Origin of the sequence: Chryseobacterium sp. (genome assembly GCF_008831505.1) — a bacterium.
Taxonomy (GTDB): domain Bacteria; phylum Bacteroidota; class Bacteroidia; order Flavobacteriales; family Weeksellaceae; genus Marnyiella.
The window spans coordinates 217,030-230,815 of record NZ_CP044507.1 but is presented as its reverse complement, the minus strand read 5'-3'; the positions used below and the strand labels follow the sequence as shown (position 1 = coordinate 230,815).

General features: G+C 43.7%; 13 protein-coding genes. 7 read left to right on the top strand and 6 right to left on the bottom strand.

The features are described 5' to 3' along the window. Positions 1-2: 2 nt before the first annotated feature. The 7 genes from rfbB to F7R58_RS01060 all read left to right on the top strand — a co-directional run bounded on the left by rfbB (position 3) and on the right by F7R58_RS01060 (position 5,916). Complete coding sequence (gene rfbB, locus F7R58_RS01090) at positions 3-1,082, top strand: dTDP-glucose 4,6-dehydratase (protein ID WP_158063183.1); 1,080 nt, start codon at positions 3-5, stop codon at positions 1,080-1,082. Between the two features lie 51 nt (positions 1,083-1,133). Then, positions 1,134-1,487: a four helix bundle protein gene (locus F7R58_RS01085; RefSeq protein WP_158065331.1), complete on the top strand. Its 354-nt coding sequence runs from the start codon at positions 1,134-1,136 to the stop codon at positions 1,485-1,487. A 60-nt stretch (positions 1,488-1,547) separates the two neighbouring features. Beyond that, positions 1,548-2,408 carry a glucose-1-phosphate thymidylyltransferase RfbA gene (rfbA, locus tag F7R58_RS01080; RefSeq protein ID WP_158063182.1) on the top strand — a complete coding sequence of 287 codons (861 nt, stop codon included), beginning with the start codon at positions 1,548-1,550 and terminating at the stop codon, positions 2,406-2,408. A 136-nt stretch (positions 2,409-2,544) separates the two neighbouring features. Beyond that, the gene (locus F7R58_RS01075; protein WP_158063181.1) at positions 2,545-3,228 is read left to right on the top strand and encodes a carbonic anhydrase; all 684 of its coding nucleotides are present in this window, start codon (positions 2,545-2,547) and stop codon (positions 3,226-3,228) included. 58 nt (positions 3,229-3,286) lie between these two features. Beyond that, positions 3,287-3,532 carry a hypothetical protein gene (locus F7R58_RS01070; protein WP_229723827.1) on the top strand — a complete coding sequence of 82 codons (246 nt, stop codon included), beginning with the start codon at positions 3,287-3,289 and terminating at the stop codon, positions 3,530-3,532. Between the two features lie 125 nt (positions 3,533-3,657). Continuing rightward, positions 3,658-5,250 (top strand): SulP family inorganic anion transporter, encoded by a 1,593-nt coding sequence (locus F7R58_RS01065; RefSeq protein WP_158063180.1) that lies wholly within the window; start codon positions 3,658-3,660, stop codon positions 5,248-5,250. A gap of 30 nt (positions 5,251-5,280) precedes the next feature. Then, positions 5,281-5,916 (top strand): carbonic anhydrase, encoded by a 636-nt coding sequence (locus tag F7R58_RS01060; RefSeq protein WP_158063179.1) that lies wholly within the window; start codon positions 5,281-5,283, stop codon positions 5,914-5,916. Positions 5,917-5,919: 3 nt separating this feature from the next. On the opposite strand, the gene pth is transcribed toward F7R58_RS01060, so the two are convergent. From pth to mfd, 6 genes are all read right to left on the bottom strand, one after another. Continuing rightward, positions 5,920-6,483, bottom strand: coding sequence for an aminoacyl-tRNA hydrolase (gene pth, locus F7R58_RS01055; RefSeq protein ID WP_158063178.1), 564 nt, complete (start codon positions 6,481-6,483; stop codon positions 5,920-5,922). A 91-nt stretch (positions 6,484-6,574) separates the two neighbouring features. Continuing rightward, positions 6,575-7,423: a hypothetical protein gene (locus tag F7R58_RS01050; protein WP_158063177.1), complete on the bottom strand. Its 849-nt coding sequence runs from the start codon at positions 7,421-7,423 to the stop codon at positions 6,575-6,577. Positions 7,424-7,482: 59 nt separating this feature from the next. Then, entirely contained in the window at positions 7,483-8,364 is an 882-nt protein-coding gene (locus tag F7R58_RS01045; RefSeq protein WP_158063176.1) for a hypothetical protein, read from the bottom strand. Between the two features lie 74 nt (positions 8,365-8,438). Next, a complete protein-coding gene (locus F7R58_RS01040; protein WP_158063175.1) occupies positions 8,439-9,317 on the bottom strand; it encodes a hypothetical protein in 879 nt (292 codons plus the stop codon). Positions 9,318-9,445: 128 nt separating this feature from the next. Next, positions 9,446-10,303 (bottom strand): hypothetical protein, encoded by an 858-nt coding sequence (locus tag F7R58_RS01035; protein ID WP_158063174.1) that lies wholly within the window; start codon positions 10,301-10,303, stop codon positions 9,446-9,448. 61 nt (positions 10,304-10,364) lie between these two features. Further along, on the bottom strand, positions 10,365-13,718 hold the full coding sequence (mfd, locus tag F7R58_RS01030; protein WP_158063173.1) for a transcription-repair coupling factor: 3,354 nt from the start codon (positions 13,716-13,718) through the stop codon (positions 10,365-10,367). Between the last annotated feature and the right edge of the window lie 68 nt (positions 13,719-13,786).

Sequence of the window (13,786 nt, the reverse complement as noted above, 5' to 3'; positions counted from 1 at the left end):
GAATGAAAAACATCATCATTACCGGCGGCGCCGGCTTCATCGGTTCCCATGTTGTTCGGGAATTTGTAAAGAACCATCCCGAAGCTTTAATCATCAATCTGGATGCCCTTACTTACGCCGGAAATCTTGAAAACCTAAAGGATATAGAGAACGAACCCAATTATGTTTTCGAAAAGGCGGACATTACCAAACCGGAAGAACTCCGAAAGGTGTTTGAAAAATATAATCCTGATGCCGTGATCCATCTTGCGGCCGAAAGTCATGTAGATAGGAGCATAACAGACCCCAATGCCTTCATAAACACCAATGTAAACGGAACAGCCAACCTGCTGAACCTTTGCCGCGAATTCTGGACCTTAAACCCAGACCATACCCATGGAAACTTTCCGGATGAAACGCGCACCAACCTGTTTTACCATGTATCTACGGATGAAGTGTACGGCAGTCTGGGCGAAACAGGTTTTTTCCTGGAAACAACGCCCTACGACCCGCAATCGCCTTATTCTGCAAGTAAAGCCGCTTCGGACCATTTAGTTCGCGCCTACGGGAACACTTACGGCATGCCCTTCATCGTTTCCAACTGTTCCAACAATTACGGTCCTAATCATTTTCCAGAGAAACTGATCCCGCTTTGTATTTCAAATATCATCAACGAAAAACCACTACCTATCTATGGCGACGGGAAGTATACACGGGACTGGCTTTTTGTAATAGACCACGCCAAAGCCATTCACCGCATCTTTTTTGAGGCAAAAACCGGCGAAACTTATAATATCGGCGGCTTTAACGAATGGCAGAACATTGACTTGGTAAAGGAACTCATCAGACAAATGGATGAAAAGCTGGGCAAGCCGGCTGGTTATTCGGAAAAACTCATCACCTATGTAAAAGACAGACCGGGGCATGACAAGCGTTACGCCATTGATGCGACGAAACTGAACGCAGAATTAGGCTGGAAACCATCTGTTACCTTTGAAGAAGGCCTTAGCAAGACCATTGACTGGTTCCTGGAGAATCAGGAATGGCTGGAGCATGTCACTTCAGGAAGCTACCAGGAGTATTATGACAGACAATACACTTAAGGGTTAAGAGGTTAGACGGTTAGAAAGTTGTTATAATTACCTGTGGAAGAGATGGATGTTCGGTCACATAAGGATCTAAAGGTTTGGCAGGAATCCATGATTCTTGTTGAAGAGATCTATCGTGCTACTGCTGTTTTTCCAAAGGAAGAAATTTATGGGCTAACAAGTCAACTAAAAAGAGCTGCAGTTTCCGTGCCTTCAAATATTGCCGAAGGCTGTGGAAGAAAAGGAAGCGCGGAATTGAAACGTTTTCTTTATATCGCACTGGGTTCTCTTAGCGAACTGGATACTCAGCTGGAAATAGCAGAACGTCTGCATTTTATGAAAAAAAATGAAGAAATTGTAGAAAGAATTTATTTTATAAAAAACATGTTAGTGCGTTTAATAGCAAGCTTGAAGGAATAGCGTTTCCCCTATACTGAAACTTCCTAACCTTCTAACCTTCTAACAAAATAACAACACAAAATGAAAGGAATAATTTTAGCCGGTGGGTCCGGTACCAGACTTTATCCGTTAACGATCGCTGTAAGCAAGCAGCTTATGCCGGTTTATGACAAACCAATGATTTATTATCCTCTGTCTACGCTCCTGCTGGCGGGGATTAAGGACATTCTGATCATCACCACACCGCATGACCAGGAGGGGTTCATCAAGCTTCTGGGCGACGGCTCATCGATTGGCTGCAAGATCGAATATAAAGTTCAGCCCACGCCGGACGGCCTGGCACAGGCCTTCATTTTAGGCGAAGAATTTATTGGGGACGATTCAGTAGCATTGGTTCTGGGCGACAACATTTTCTACGGTGCAGGTTTGCCCAAACTTTTGGAAAGTAAAACCATGGTAAAAGGAGGCTGCGTTTTCGCCTACCAGGTTTCAGATCCTGAAAGGTATGGAGTTGTTGAATTTGATGAACAATTTAAAGCTGTTTCCATTGAGGAAAAACCCGACCATCCGAAGTCAAATTTCGCTGTGCCGGGGCTTTATTTTTATGACAATTCTGTAGTTGAAATTGCAAAAAACCTGAAACCATCACCGAGAGGTGAACTCGAAATCACTGATGTGAACCGCATTTACCTGGAAATGGGGCAACTGGAGGTGGGAGTGATGTCGCGTGGTACTGCCTGGCTGGATACAGGAACTTTTGATTCGCTCCATGAAGCGTCTGAATTTGTGAAAGTACTGGAAAAACGTCAGGGCTTTAAGATTTCGTGTATTGAGGAAATCGCTTTTTCAAAAGGATTTATTGATGAAACGCAATTGCTGGAAGCTGCCGCTAAATATGGCAAAAGTGGCTACGGTGACTATTTGAAGGCACTTGTTAAATAGATATCACGCGTTAAATGCTGTTAAAAATATCGGGTTTCACGGTAAATATTCTATTTTTGCATTATTAATAAAATCTATTGGATTTCCGAAAAAGTTATCAGTAATTGAATAACTTTGTAATATTGAATCATTGCTTATGGGCAAATCATACGACGCTATCTTCGAGAATAACCGTAAATGGGTTGAGCGCAAGGTTGCCGAAAATCCTGATTTTTTCAGGACACTTGCTGAAACACAAAGCCCGGAATATTTATATATTGGGTGTTCGGACAGCAGGGTTTCAGCCGAGGAAATGATGGGTATGAAACCAGGTGAGGTTTTCGTAACCCGAAATGTGGCTAATTTGGTTAACACCCTGGATATGAATTCTACAGCGGTGATTCAGTACGCGGTAGAGCATTTAAAAGTTAAGCATATTATTGTTTGCGGACATTATGGCTGTGGCGGTGTAAAGGCTGCAATGACTTCGGAAGATCTGGGACTGCTGAACCCCTGGCTGCGCAATATCCGGGATGTTTACCGGCTGCACCAGTCGGAACTGGATCAGATTTCTGACGAACAAGCACGTTATAACCGACTGGTAGAGCTTAATGTGCAGGAACAGTGCATCAACGTCATAAAAATGGCCGTCGTGCAGGAACAGTATCTCGTAGATGAATATCCAATCGTACACGGTTGGGTCTTTGACCTGAAGACAGGCAGGATAATTGACCAGGAAATTGATTTTGAGAGTATCCTTAAGGATATTCAGAAAATATATAACCTGACGAACTCCGACTGGGTGATGAGCAGGAAAAAAAACAGGAACTTCATTGATTAAAAAGTCTTTACCGATGCGGATCTGGAGTCTAATCACATTAGCGATTTTTCTCAACTTTATGGTCTTACCCAGTATGGCTGTCACATTGGGTTGGGATATTCCGGTTTCAACTGTTATGGTCTCTGAAGAAGAAACCCAGCACGGACCATTGGTACTGCACGAGAAAACAATACCGAATACTTTAAATATAAATGATTTCCTGAAGTTCGGAACAGATTTGCTTAGCAAATCTTTCCACTTAGCAGATGATTCGGTACATCTGTCCCCCTTTCTCTCCATTTTTTCTCCCCCTCCGGAACTTTAACGAAGTATTTTCACATGTAAACTGACCAGGATATTGATATTCAGGACAGCAATGCTGTGCACTTTTTTAAATTTTCAATCTGCACTGTTTATCTGTTAAACGGATGCTCAACACTTTACCAAAAAATGAAAAAAGCAAAATCATTATATGGAGGGATAAAAGAGAATTTCCCTTCAGGACTCGTAGTCTTTCTTGTAGCCTTACCGCTATGCCTCGGCATTGCACTGGCTTCCGGCGCACCGCCGTTATCAGGAATCATAGCCGGTATCATAGGTGGCCTGGTGGTAGGATTTCTAAGTAATTCAAATATATCCGTATCGGGACCCGCGGCAGGACTGACTGCCATTGTACTTACCGCTATTACCGGCCTGGGCAGCTTTGAGCTGTTTCTGTGTGCCGGGTTAATAGCCGGGCTTCTGCAACTTCTACTCGGCTTCCTGCGCGCAGGAAGTATTTCCAACTATTTCCCAACTAATGTGATTGAGGGAATGCTGGCGGGTATTGGTATCATCATCATCATAACACAAATTCCAAACGCATTTGGCTTTGAAAGCGGATTTACAGATTCTGTTTTGGGAGCTGACGGATTCAGCCTGAACTCACTGGCAGCAATGGCAGGTGGAATTCATCCGGGTGCTGTAATAGTGACACTTGTTTCGGTAGCAATCCTTTTGGCCTGGGATAATGTTCCGGCGCTGAAGAAAATAAAGATGATTCCCGGGGCCCTCGTTGCTGTGGTGTCCGGAATACTTCTTAATTATTTATTCACCGTTACCGGCAGCAGCCTGGCTATCGGATCTGAACATTTGGTATCTCTGCCCGTGCCAAAAAGTCTGGACGATTTCCGCGGGATGCTTGTATTTCCAGCATTCAGTGGGTTCCTGAATGTACAGGTATGGGTAGTTGGAGCTACAATCGCGATAGTGGCATCCATCGAGACCCTTCTATGTATTGAAGCTTCAGACAGACTGGACTCGCACAGAAGAATTACCGATACTAACCGTGAACTGCGGGCACAGGGCATCGGTAACCTGCTTTCCTCGCTTATCGGAGGATTGCCAATGACCTCCGTTGTAGTAAGAAGTTCTGCCAATGCGAATGCAGGTGCAACTTCCAAACTGTCAACAATGATTCACGGCGGGCTGCTTTTGGTTTCTGTCCTTACCATCCCGTTCATACTGAACCTTATTCCGCTCTCTACACTGGCGGCAGTTCTGATCCTCATTGGTTATAAACTGGCCAAGCCTGCGACCATTATGCATTTCTGGAAGAAAGGTAAATATCAGTTTATTCCTTTTATTGCCACGATTATTGCAGTTGTATCACTGGATCTGCTTAAGGGAGTCGGTATTGGTCTGCTGATCTCGGTATTCTACATCCTTCAGGGAAATATGAAAAGAGCATACTACCTGAGCCGCGAACAGCTTAATGATGCCGATGAGATCAATATTAAACTGGCCGAAGAAGTTTCCTTCCTGAACAAAGCGGCAATTAAAAAAACACTTAAAAATGTGAAACCTAATTCTAAGGTTTGCATCGATGCACGGTCTACTTCCTATATCGCAACCGATATACTGGAAATGATACAGGAATTTGCCAACATCCGAGCAAAGGAAGAAGACATAGAGGTCAATCTGCTTGGATTTAAAACCTCTTACAAAGAATATGCGGAAGATCAGGATTCACACATCATTATCGCACACCGCAGAGCAATTTAATTCAAGAATAACAACCTACAATAAAAATTAATGAAAGCACATACTTTAGAAACCCAAACCACAACTACCCCGGAAAAAGCACTTACTTTCCTGCAGGAAGGCAACCAGCGCTTTGTACAGAACCTTAAAGTAAACCGTAACCTACTGGAGCAGGTTAATGACACCCGTGCCGGGCAGTGGCCTTTTGCGGCCATTCTGAGTTGCATTGACAGCCGTACATCTGCCGAACTTATTTTCGACCAGGGCCTGGGCGATATTTTCAGCATTCGTATTGCCGGAAACTTCGTGAACCGCGATATCTTGGGTTCGATGGAGTTTGCCTGCAATGTAGCCGGTTCCAAACTCGTAGTCGTACTGGGACACAGTAAATGCGGTGCCCTGAAAGGTGGTCTGGACGCCCGAAAAGTTGAAGGTTTAGGCATGGAAAACCTGAATCACCTCATCGGCAACTTCGAAGAATGCATTAATGAAGTAATCAACGAGGGAGAAGAAAGGTCTTCCTCGAATGAAGATCTGCTTGAAAGGCTTAATGTATGCAATATTAAGCGTACGATTTCCCAGATTCGGGCGCAAAGTGAGACGCTGAGAAATCTGGAAAAGGAAGGCAGCATTAAGATCGTTGGTGCCAACTACTGTGTAGAAAGCGGAGTTGTAACCTGGCTTTAACTTCTATTTACCGTTAAAGGCGGTCATTGTATTCTGTATGCCGGCAAATACAAATGAGAGACAGGCATTAGAAAACTTTCCGATTAGATCGGGAAGTTTTTCTTTTTCACTTTCCTCCCATCTCCCAAGAACGTAGTCCACCTGCTTCCCTTCTGAAAAATCCGCAGAGATTCCAAAGCGTAAACGAGGATAATTCTGCGTCTGAAGTTTTTCCTGTATACTCTTAAGACCGTTGTGGCCAGCGTCGGATCCTTTCATTTTCATGCGCAGTGTGCCAAAGGGCAGTGCCAGATCATCAGTAACGACCAAAAGATTCTCCAGCGGAATATTTTCTTTCTGCAGCCAGTATTTCACTGCATTACCGGACAGATTCATATAGGTATCCGGTTTCAGGATAAAGACTTTGCGCCCTTTGTATTTTCCTTCCGCCAGCCAGCCAAAGTTAGCAGATTTAAAGGGAGCCTCAATGGTTGCAGCAATCTTCTCTGCAACTTTAAAACCTATATTATGGCGCGTTTCTGCGTATTCCTCTCCTTTGTTTCCCAGTCCTACAATCAAATATTTCACGACCTTCATTTTTATAGTTTGCAAAAGTAATTTTTATGTATAAAAAATCCCAACTTCGGCGAAGTTGAGATCTATTTACTTCTGTAGCGTATTAAAGATTCTGATAATCAAAAGTCCAAGCTGCGGAAGGTGACTGGGTTTTAGTGACGAATCCGGCTGTACCCACGGTATGTGTCCGAGTCTCAGACTGTGAGGTTGCTCCCGTCTGTATGGTAACCGTTTGATAATTGTTGGATGAAAGACCAGTAGGACCGGCACCGTCTATATCAAAATTTGCTGTTGCAACTGTAAAGGCAAACGGCAGTGTACGGTAAGGATTGGTATTACCGTCGTAATTACTGAATGTGGCAGTAAACTGTACAGGAGAAACCACCACCGGACCGGCGCTTACTTCAGCGCTGTAAACCCATTTGGAAAGATTGTTACCTGAATATTCCAGGTCTGATGTCAGCTTTCCCGCCTCAACGGTTGAGCCTGGCAGATAAAGTGTGGTCTTAATCTGACTGGGTTTAGCACCGGTATAAACCAGGTCCGATTTGAACGTACCGGAAACCGTACCCGCGTCTGTAATGGTACCGGTGATCTGTGTAAGCACGTTGCCGCTGTAGCTGAGTATTGAAGTAATAACCTGAGGCTGCGTGCCCTGCATATCAGTTTTAATGATTTTGGAAATCTGGGTGCCACTGTATTCCAAAGTGTAAGAGGCTGAGTTATTATTGGCAGTTACTGCAGTAAGCTTTCCGCTGCTGTACAGATAATTTATATCGTACGGAGTGGCACCAGCTTCCGCAATATTTACTTTGCTTAAAACTTTCACCTCGGTGTAATTGGGCAGGGTGTTTTCCAGACCTACTAAATCTCCCGATGAATCGGCACATGAGGTTACCGCTAGGACTGCTGCCAATGAAATACCTAATTGCTTAAATTTTCCCGTCATCATAATTTTAATAAAAATAAAAGGGAAATGCAGTTACATTTCCCGTAGTTAAAGTTTCAGTTTTAGAAAGGCCGGTATTCATAATTGGATCCCCAACCAGATACGGCATACCCAAGCTTATCATACGTATACAAGGTGTTATACAGAACAGGCAATGGGATTGCGTCACTTGTGTACATTACGCGCTTTGGATTATTCACAGAAAACCGGTAAGAGTTGAATGAGTTTTCAAATGTTTTGTGAAGCAGGTACCCGAAAGGAAGAAGCGAGTATGGGCTTCTTTTATCATCAAAGTTAGAGAAGTCATAAGACTCAGTAACCATTGCGGCACCCAGGACATTCCCAACCACATTACCGTAGGTGTTGGTCACTTTAGTAACGTTCCATAGCGTATCATACTGATAAGCCGACTTCTGGTAAGATGTAAATACAAAATTCTGGGCAGGTACTTCATTTCCTCTCCGGATAATTACTGAATCCAGTTTTGAGTTTGCATTAAATTTAACAGAATACAGGGCTCTGGATTTCTGGAATACCAGAGGTGCCGTTTGTGCTGCAATGTTAGGATAAACAGTTTTGGTTTCAGTTATTGTTGAAAGCTTTGTATTATTATTTGGATCATAGTTAAACAGCTGAGCGTAGATTATACTGTCGCCTGCTACCACTCCGGTAAAGTCAATCTTATTAATCTGGTCTCCGGAATAACTGATGTTGGTTACCGTATTGTTACCTACTACTTTCACAAGCTTTCTGCCGTTGTAGTGATATCCGGCAATCGTATCGGCTGAGGTTACCTCCTGATAAAAGAAACGGTCTTCACCTATACCTCCCTGATTGTAATCCATATCGTTCAGAAGGTTTCCGTCGTCATCGCCCATACGTTTACACGACTGAACAGACAGGACAAGGAATAGCGATACAAATAGATATAATATATTTTTCATTTTCGGTTGTTTGTATTTTTATGATTTATAATGCGGCAGTGCGGTATGCATGAATTTCAGGCAGACCCATGCTATCACTGCGGTGCCGGCTGGTAGGTGAAGGACCTGAAGCCGTTAGTCACAGGATAGTTATGCGTATCAAATTTATAGGAATAAACCGTTTCAACCATTGGTGCAGAACCGGATGTGAACTTCAGTTTCGCAGGGTTATTGTCGGACATATAAGCGTACATTTCCGGAAACACACTGGCGATATTGATAATATAATTGTCTGAAATGCCCAGGTAAGGATTATTCCGCCAGTCATAATTCACATATTCGTAGGTGTTCTTCACACTGCTGGTAATAACTCCCGTATTGATGTCCAGGACATTTTTGCTTGATTCCACCTTGGCAACATTTGGACCGTCGTAGGTAATGGCATCTGTAACCGTGTTCGGATATACATACACATTAGGAGTAGCTGGGTTTACCGCAGCTGTCTTCTTGTAAGCGTTTATTACCCTGCCTGTGCCGTCATAATTGAATATACTTATTGAATGGTTCGTATGCGTATTTCCCACATAGAAATCATTCATCAGACTTACCATTCTTCCGGTTGTATTGTCATAATTGGGGATCAGTACGTGGCGGCCGGTGCCCGGACCACTTGGAACAGTGGTTATGATTTCCATCTTGGAAATCCTGTTACCAAGATAATAAAGGATAATACTCTGGTTCTCCTGCAGAGCAGTACCCGTATAAGCATTGCGCACTACCTTGAAAAGCTTGCCGTTATTGGGTTCATATTCTTCCACTGTCCGGTTATTATCACTTACCTTTCTGATCATACGGGGTCCCGAAATGTCATTGGGATCCTCAAAACCATACACTGCGGCAGGATCAGATTCCGCACAGGAGTTAAATACGGCCAGACCTATTATCAGACTGAAAAATTGTAATATTCTCTTCATATTAAAATTTTATAATTTTTATAACATACAAAACTACTTTTTTTTCTGAAGATAAGGCAATAATTTGATGTTAAAGTTTCCGACCCCGCACCTAAATGCGCCTTCAGCTATATTAAATTACTTTTCCGTTACTGTACCGGCTTGTAGATATATTTCGTAACTCCGCTGACATCTGACACGGGATAATTCTGGGTGTCATAGATATAATTTCCATAGGTGGTTACCGGCATGTTTAAAAATTCCATCTGCAGTTTCTGATGATTATTGTAACTGCACTGGAAAAAGGTGAGCGGTGCCAGAATACCCATTCCAATATTGAATTCTGCGGGTAATGTAGTGTATGGATTTATCTTGTTATCGTAATCCTCAAATTTATAAACCATTGAGGCCATAGGATCCAGCGGCTCCATGCTCCCGTCCGGGTGAATAATGCCTGAATTGTTCTGCATTACCTTTACAATATTATCACCAACCCAGGTGAGGTTGATGACACCGTAATGAGTGAAAGGTCCTGTTATTGAAGGAAAGAGCTTGCTTTTCCAGTCTGCCTTAATTAGCTGACCAATATTATTGTATACCAGCCAGTAATGAGTCTCTTCCATCACCGTCTGATTGCTGTTATTCATTTTGGTAGTCATAACCGCATTGGTGATCTTATTTGCGCTGTTATATGAAAAATTGAGGTCCATTGACATGTCCGGGTCAGTAAGCGTCATTTTGCTGACTTTATTATTGCTGTTGTAAAAAAGTTTAATTACGTCATCGGTATCATAATATTTTACAGTTTCCAGTACGCCCGAGGGCGATGATACATATTCTTTACGTGTCACATTGGCACTGTCTATCTTATGGAGGATTCGCGGACCGGTAATTCCTGCAGGCGTATTGGTGTTCCATCCGTACACCATGGCAGGATCAGGCGGCACACAGGAGAGAATTAAACCAAGCAGCGGGAAACTGACGAACCAGAGTAAATATTTTTTCATATTAGATTTATTTTAAACAAATCTAACTGATTTTATGTTACGGACGCACTTCCTTTAAAATTTAATTTAAAATTCTTTCCAATACCGCAGTTACTTCATCTACGTTTTTAACCTTTTCCTTTCGCATCATTAACTGCGTACCCTCGTTAGTACTCTTTTCCTTCAATGTTGCCTCCGCCGGATTTTGAGTCAGATAAGTGATGATGTGGCGGAATTTATCGCTCTGATAAAACCTGTCTTGCGGATTCGCCGGAAAGTAACCCAGGAATACGCCGTTCTTCACTATTAACTTGTCAAACCCAACCTCAGCGGCAAGCCATTTCAGCTCAACCGACTTCAGGAGGTTACGGGCTTCCTGCGGTAAATTACCAAACCTGTCTTTCAGTTCATTTTCAAATACAGCCAGTTCTGCGGCCGACTTCACTTCCGCGAGTCTCTGGTACAGGCTCAGTCTTTCTTCCGTACTCTGCACGTAGCTGTCCGGCAGCATCAGCTCAAGGTCTGTGTCAATATTTACCTCTTTAGTGGCACTGATCAGTTTCCGGCGGTCTTCTTCATTCTCAAAAAGATCTTCAAATTCTTCATTATGCTGGAGTTCCTCCAGAGCTTCCTGCATGATTTTCTGGTAAGTCTCAAAACCCATCTCGTTAATGAATCCACTTTGCTCGGCACCCAAAAGATCACCGGCACCACGGATCTCAAGATCCTTCATGGCAATCTGGAAGCCGCTGCCCAGGTCCGAAAACTGCTCAATTGCCTCCAGCCGCTTGCGTGCATCGGAGGTTACCATATCAAACGGTGGCGTAATAAGGTAGCAGAATGCCTTGCGGTTACTCCGGCCTACACGTCCGCGCATCTGATGCAGGTCTGCCATCCCAAAACGCTGCGCATCATTGATGAAGATGGTATTGGCATTGGGAACATCTACCCCACTTTCCACGATTGTGGTGGAGACCAGCACATCATATTTACCGTTCATGAAATCCAGGACATTTTGTTCCAGTTGTTTGCCTTCCATCTGGCCGTGTCCGGTGATCACCTTAGCATCGGGCACCAGCCTCTGGATGAGTCCGGCAATATCCTTCAAATTCTCTATCCTGTTATTGATGAAAAATACCTGACCGTCCCGCTGTATTTCATAGGAAACCGCATCCCGGATCAGCTCTTCATCAAAACCTACAATATGAGTTTCCACAGGTTGACGGTTTGGTGGTGGAGTCTTGATTACAGAAAGATCCCTCGCAGCCATCAGGGAAAACTGAAGGGTCCGCGGAATCGGAGTAGCTGTAAGCGTCAAGGTATCCACATTTGCCTTCATCGTCTTTAGCTTATCCTTAACAGATACCCCGAATTTATGTTCCTCGTCAATAATCAGCAGACCGAGGTCTTTAAATTTAACCTTATCCGAAACCAACTGATGCGTCCCGATTACAATATCGATTTTGCCGTCCTTAAGACCCGCCAGTGTCTCAGCTTTCTGTTTGGCCGTCCGGAACCGGTTCATGTAGGAAATTGCGACCGGGAAATCTTTAAGCCTCTCCTGAAAACTCCTGTAGTGCTGGAAAGCCAGGATGGTCGTAGGAACAAGCATTGCCACCTGCTTTCCGTCGGTAGCTGCTTTGAAAGCGGCACGGATGGCTACCTCAGTCTTACCGAAACCTACATCTCCGCAAACCAGACGGTCCATTACGGTTTGCGCCTCCATATCTTTCTTTACATCCTGGGTAGCTTTCTCCTGGTCCGGCGTATCCTCATAGATAAAGCTGGCTTCAAGCTCATTCTGAAGATAGGAATCAGGTGCGTAACTGAATCCTTTGGCCGATTTCCGCTGTGCATAAAGTTTTATAAGGTCAAAGGCGATCTGCTTTACCTTGGCTTTGGTTTTCTGCTTCAGGGATTTCCAGGCCGGCGAGCCCAGTTTGGACAACACGATCTCTTTGCCGTCGGGGCCGTTGTACTTGGAGATCTTATCCAGCGAATGAATACTTACATAGAGCAAATCCTGATTCTTGTATACGAGTTTAAAGCATTCCTGCACTTTGCCGTTGTTGTTTATCTTTACCAGACCCATGAATTTTCCAATTCCATGGTCAATATGGGCAATATAATCACCTACCTTCAGGGAAAGAAGATCTTTGAGGGTGAGCTGTTCAGATTTCGCGAAGTTATTTTTCGCTTTAAAGCGCTGAAAGCGGTCAAATATCTGGTGATCTGTATATACCGAAACCTTTAGGTCAGCATCCACGAAGCCAGCGTGAAGCTCACTTTTAAATGGGCGGAATGATACATCGTGGTTCAGTTCTTCCAAAATGCTTTCAAGCCTCTCCATCTGCTTCTCCGATGAAAAGGAAATCCAGGTTTGATATCCCATCTCCTTCTTTTCCTTCAGATCCCGCGCAAGCATCTCAAAGTTTTTGTGGAAAACCGGCTGCGGCTGTTGGCTCAGTTGGAATACTCCGGAAGTAAAGATTTGTTGTGCAGTAAAATCGATAACAGGGAAAGAGGTTATCCTTTCGGTAAGTTCAGTCTCAGAAATAAAAAGTTCTGCCGGCGGCTTATGTTTCAGAGCCGTACTGAGTTCACTGAAATTTTGCTCGGCCCTGGCAAAAAAGTCACGGATCCTTTTAATGCCAAGGTAGGCATCCTTTGAAAAAACAACAGAATCGGCAGGCAACAGGCTGAAAAAGGAAACCTTGGTACCGGACGCCGTGAAATTCATGTTGGACACCAACTGAAACTCCGGAACCGACGATTTGGAAAGCTGGGTTTCAAGATCAAACACCTTAATACTTTCAACTTCACTTCCGAAAAAGGTGATACGGTATGGCTGTTCGGCCGAATATGAAAAGACATCCAGAATCCCGCCTCGTACAGAAAATTCACCGGGCTCCGACACAAAATCGGTCTGATGAAATTCGTACTGAGTCAGAAGCTCCAGTATAAAATCAAAATCCAGAAGGTCTCTCACCTTTATCGTATGCGTTATCGCCTTGAAATCTTCCTGCTGAAGTACTTTCTCACTCAGTGCAGCAAACGGGGCCACAATTACACGTGGTTTAGTCGATGAACTCAGAGAATTCAGAACTTCAGTCCTTAAAACAAGGTTTGCATTCTGAACTTTCTCCACCTGATAAGGCTCAAGATAGGACGGTGGAAAATAGAGAACGTTCTCCTGACCCACCAGCTCTTCCATCTCGGCAGTAATATAAAGTCCCTCTTCTTTGTCATTCACGAGGAAAAGGAGGTTTTTCTTATGTACGAAAAAATATTCGGCAGCGAGTAAAGATGGTGCAGAGCCGGCAAATCCTTTTACAGTGACCGCCCTGTTTTTGTCAAGTTCTGAAAAAAGTGTTTCACCGAAATTCAGCCGCAGAAGTTCCGGGAGTAAACTTTCGCTGATGTTTTTTAATTCCATGCGTAAAATGTAGCAAGCAAAAATACGGTTTCAGGACATTCTGAAACCGCTTTTTGAAGTGGTCAAAT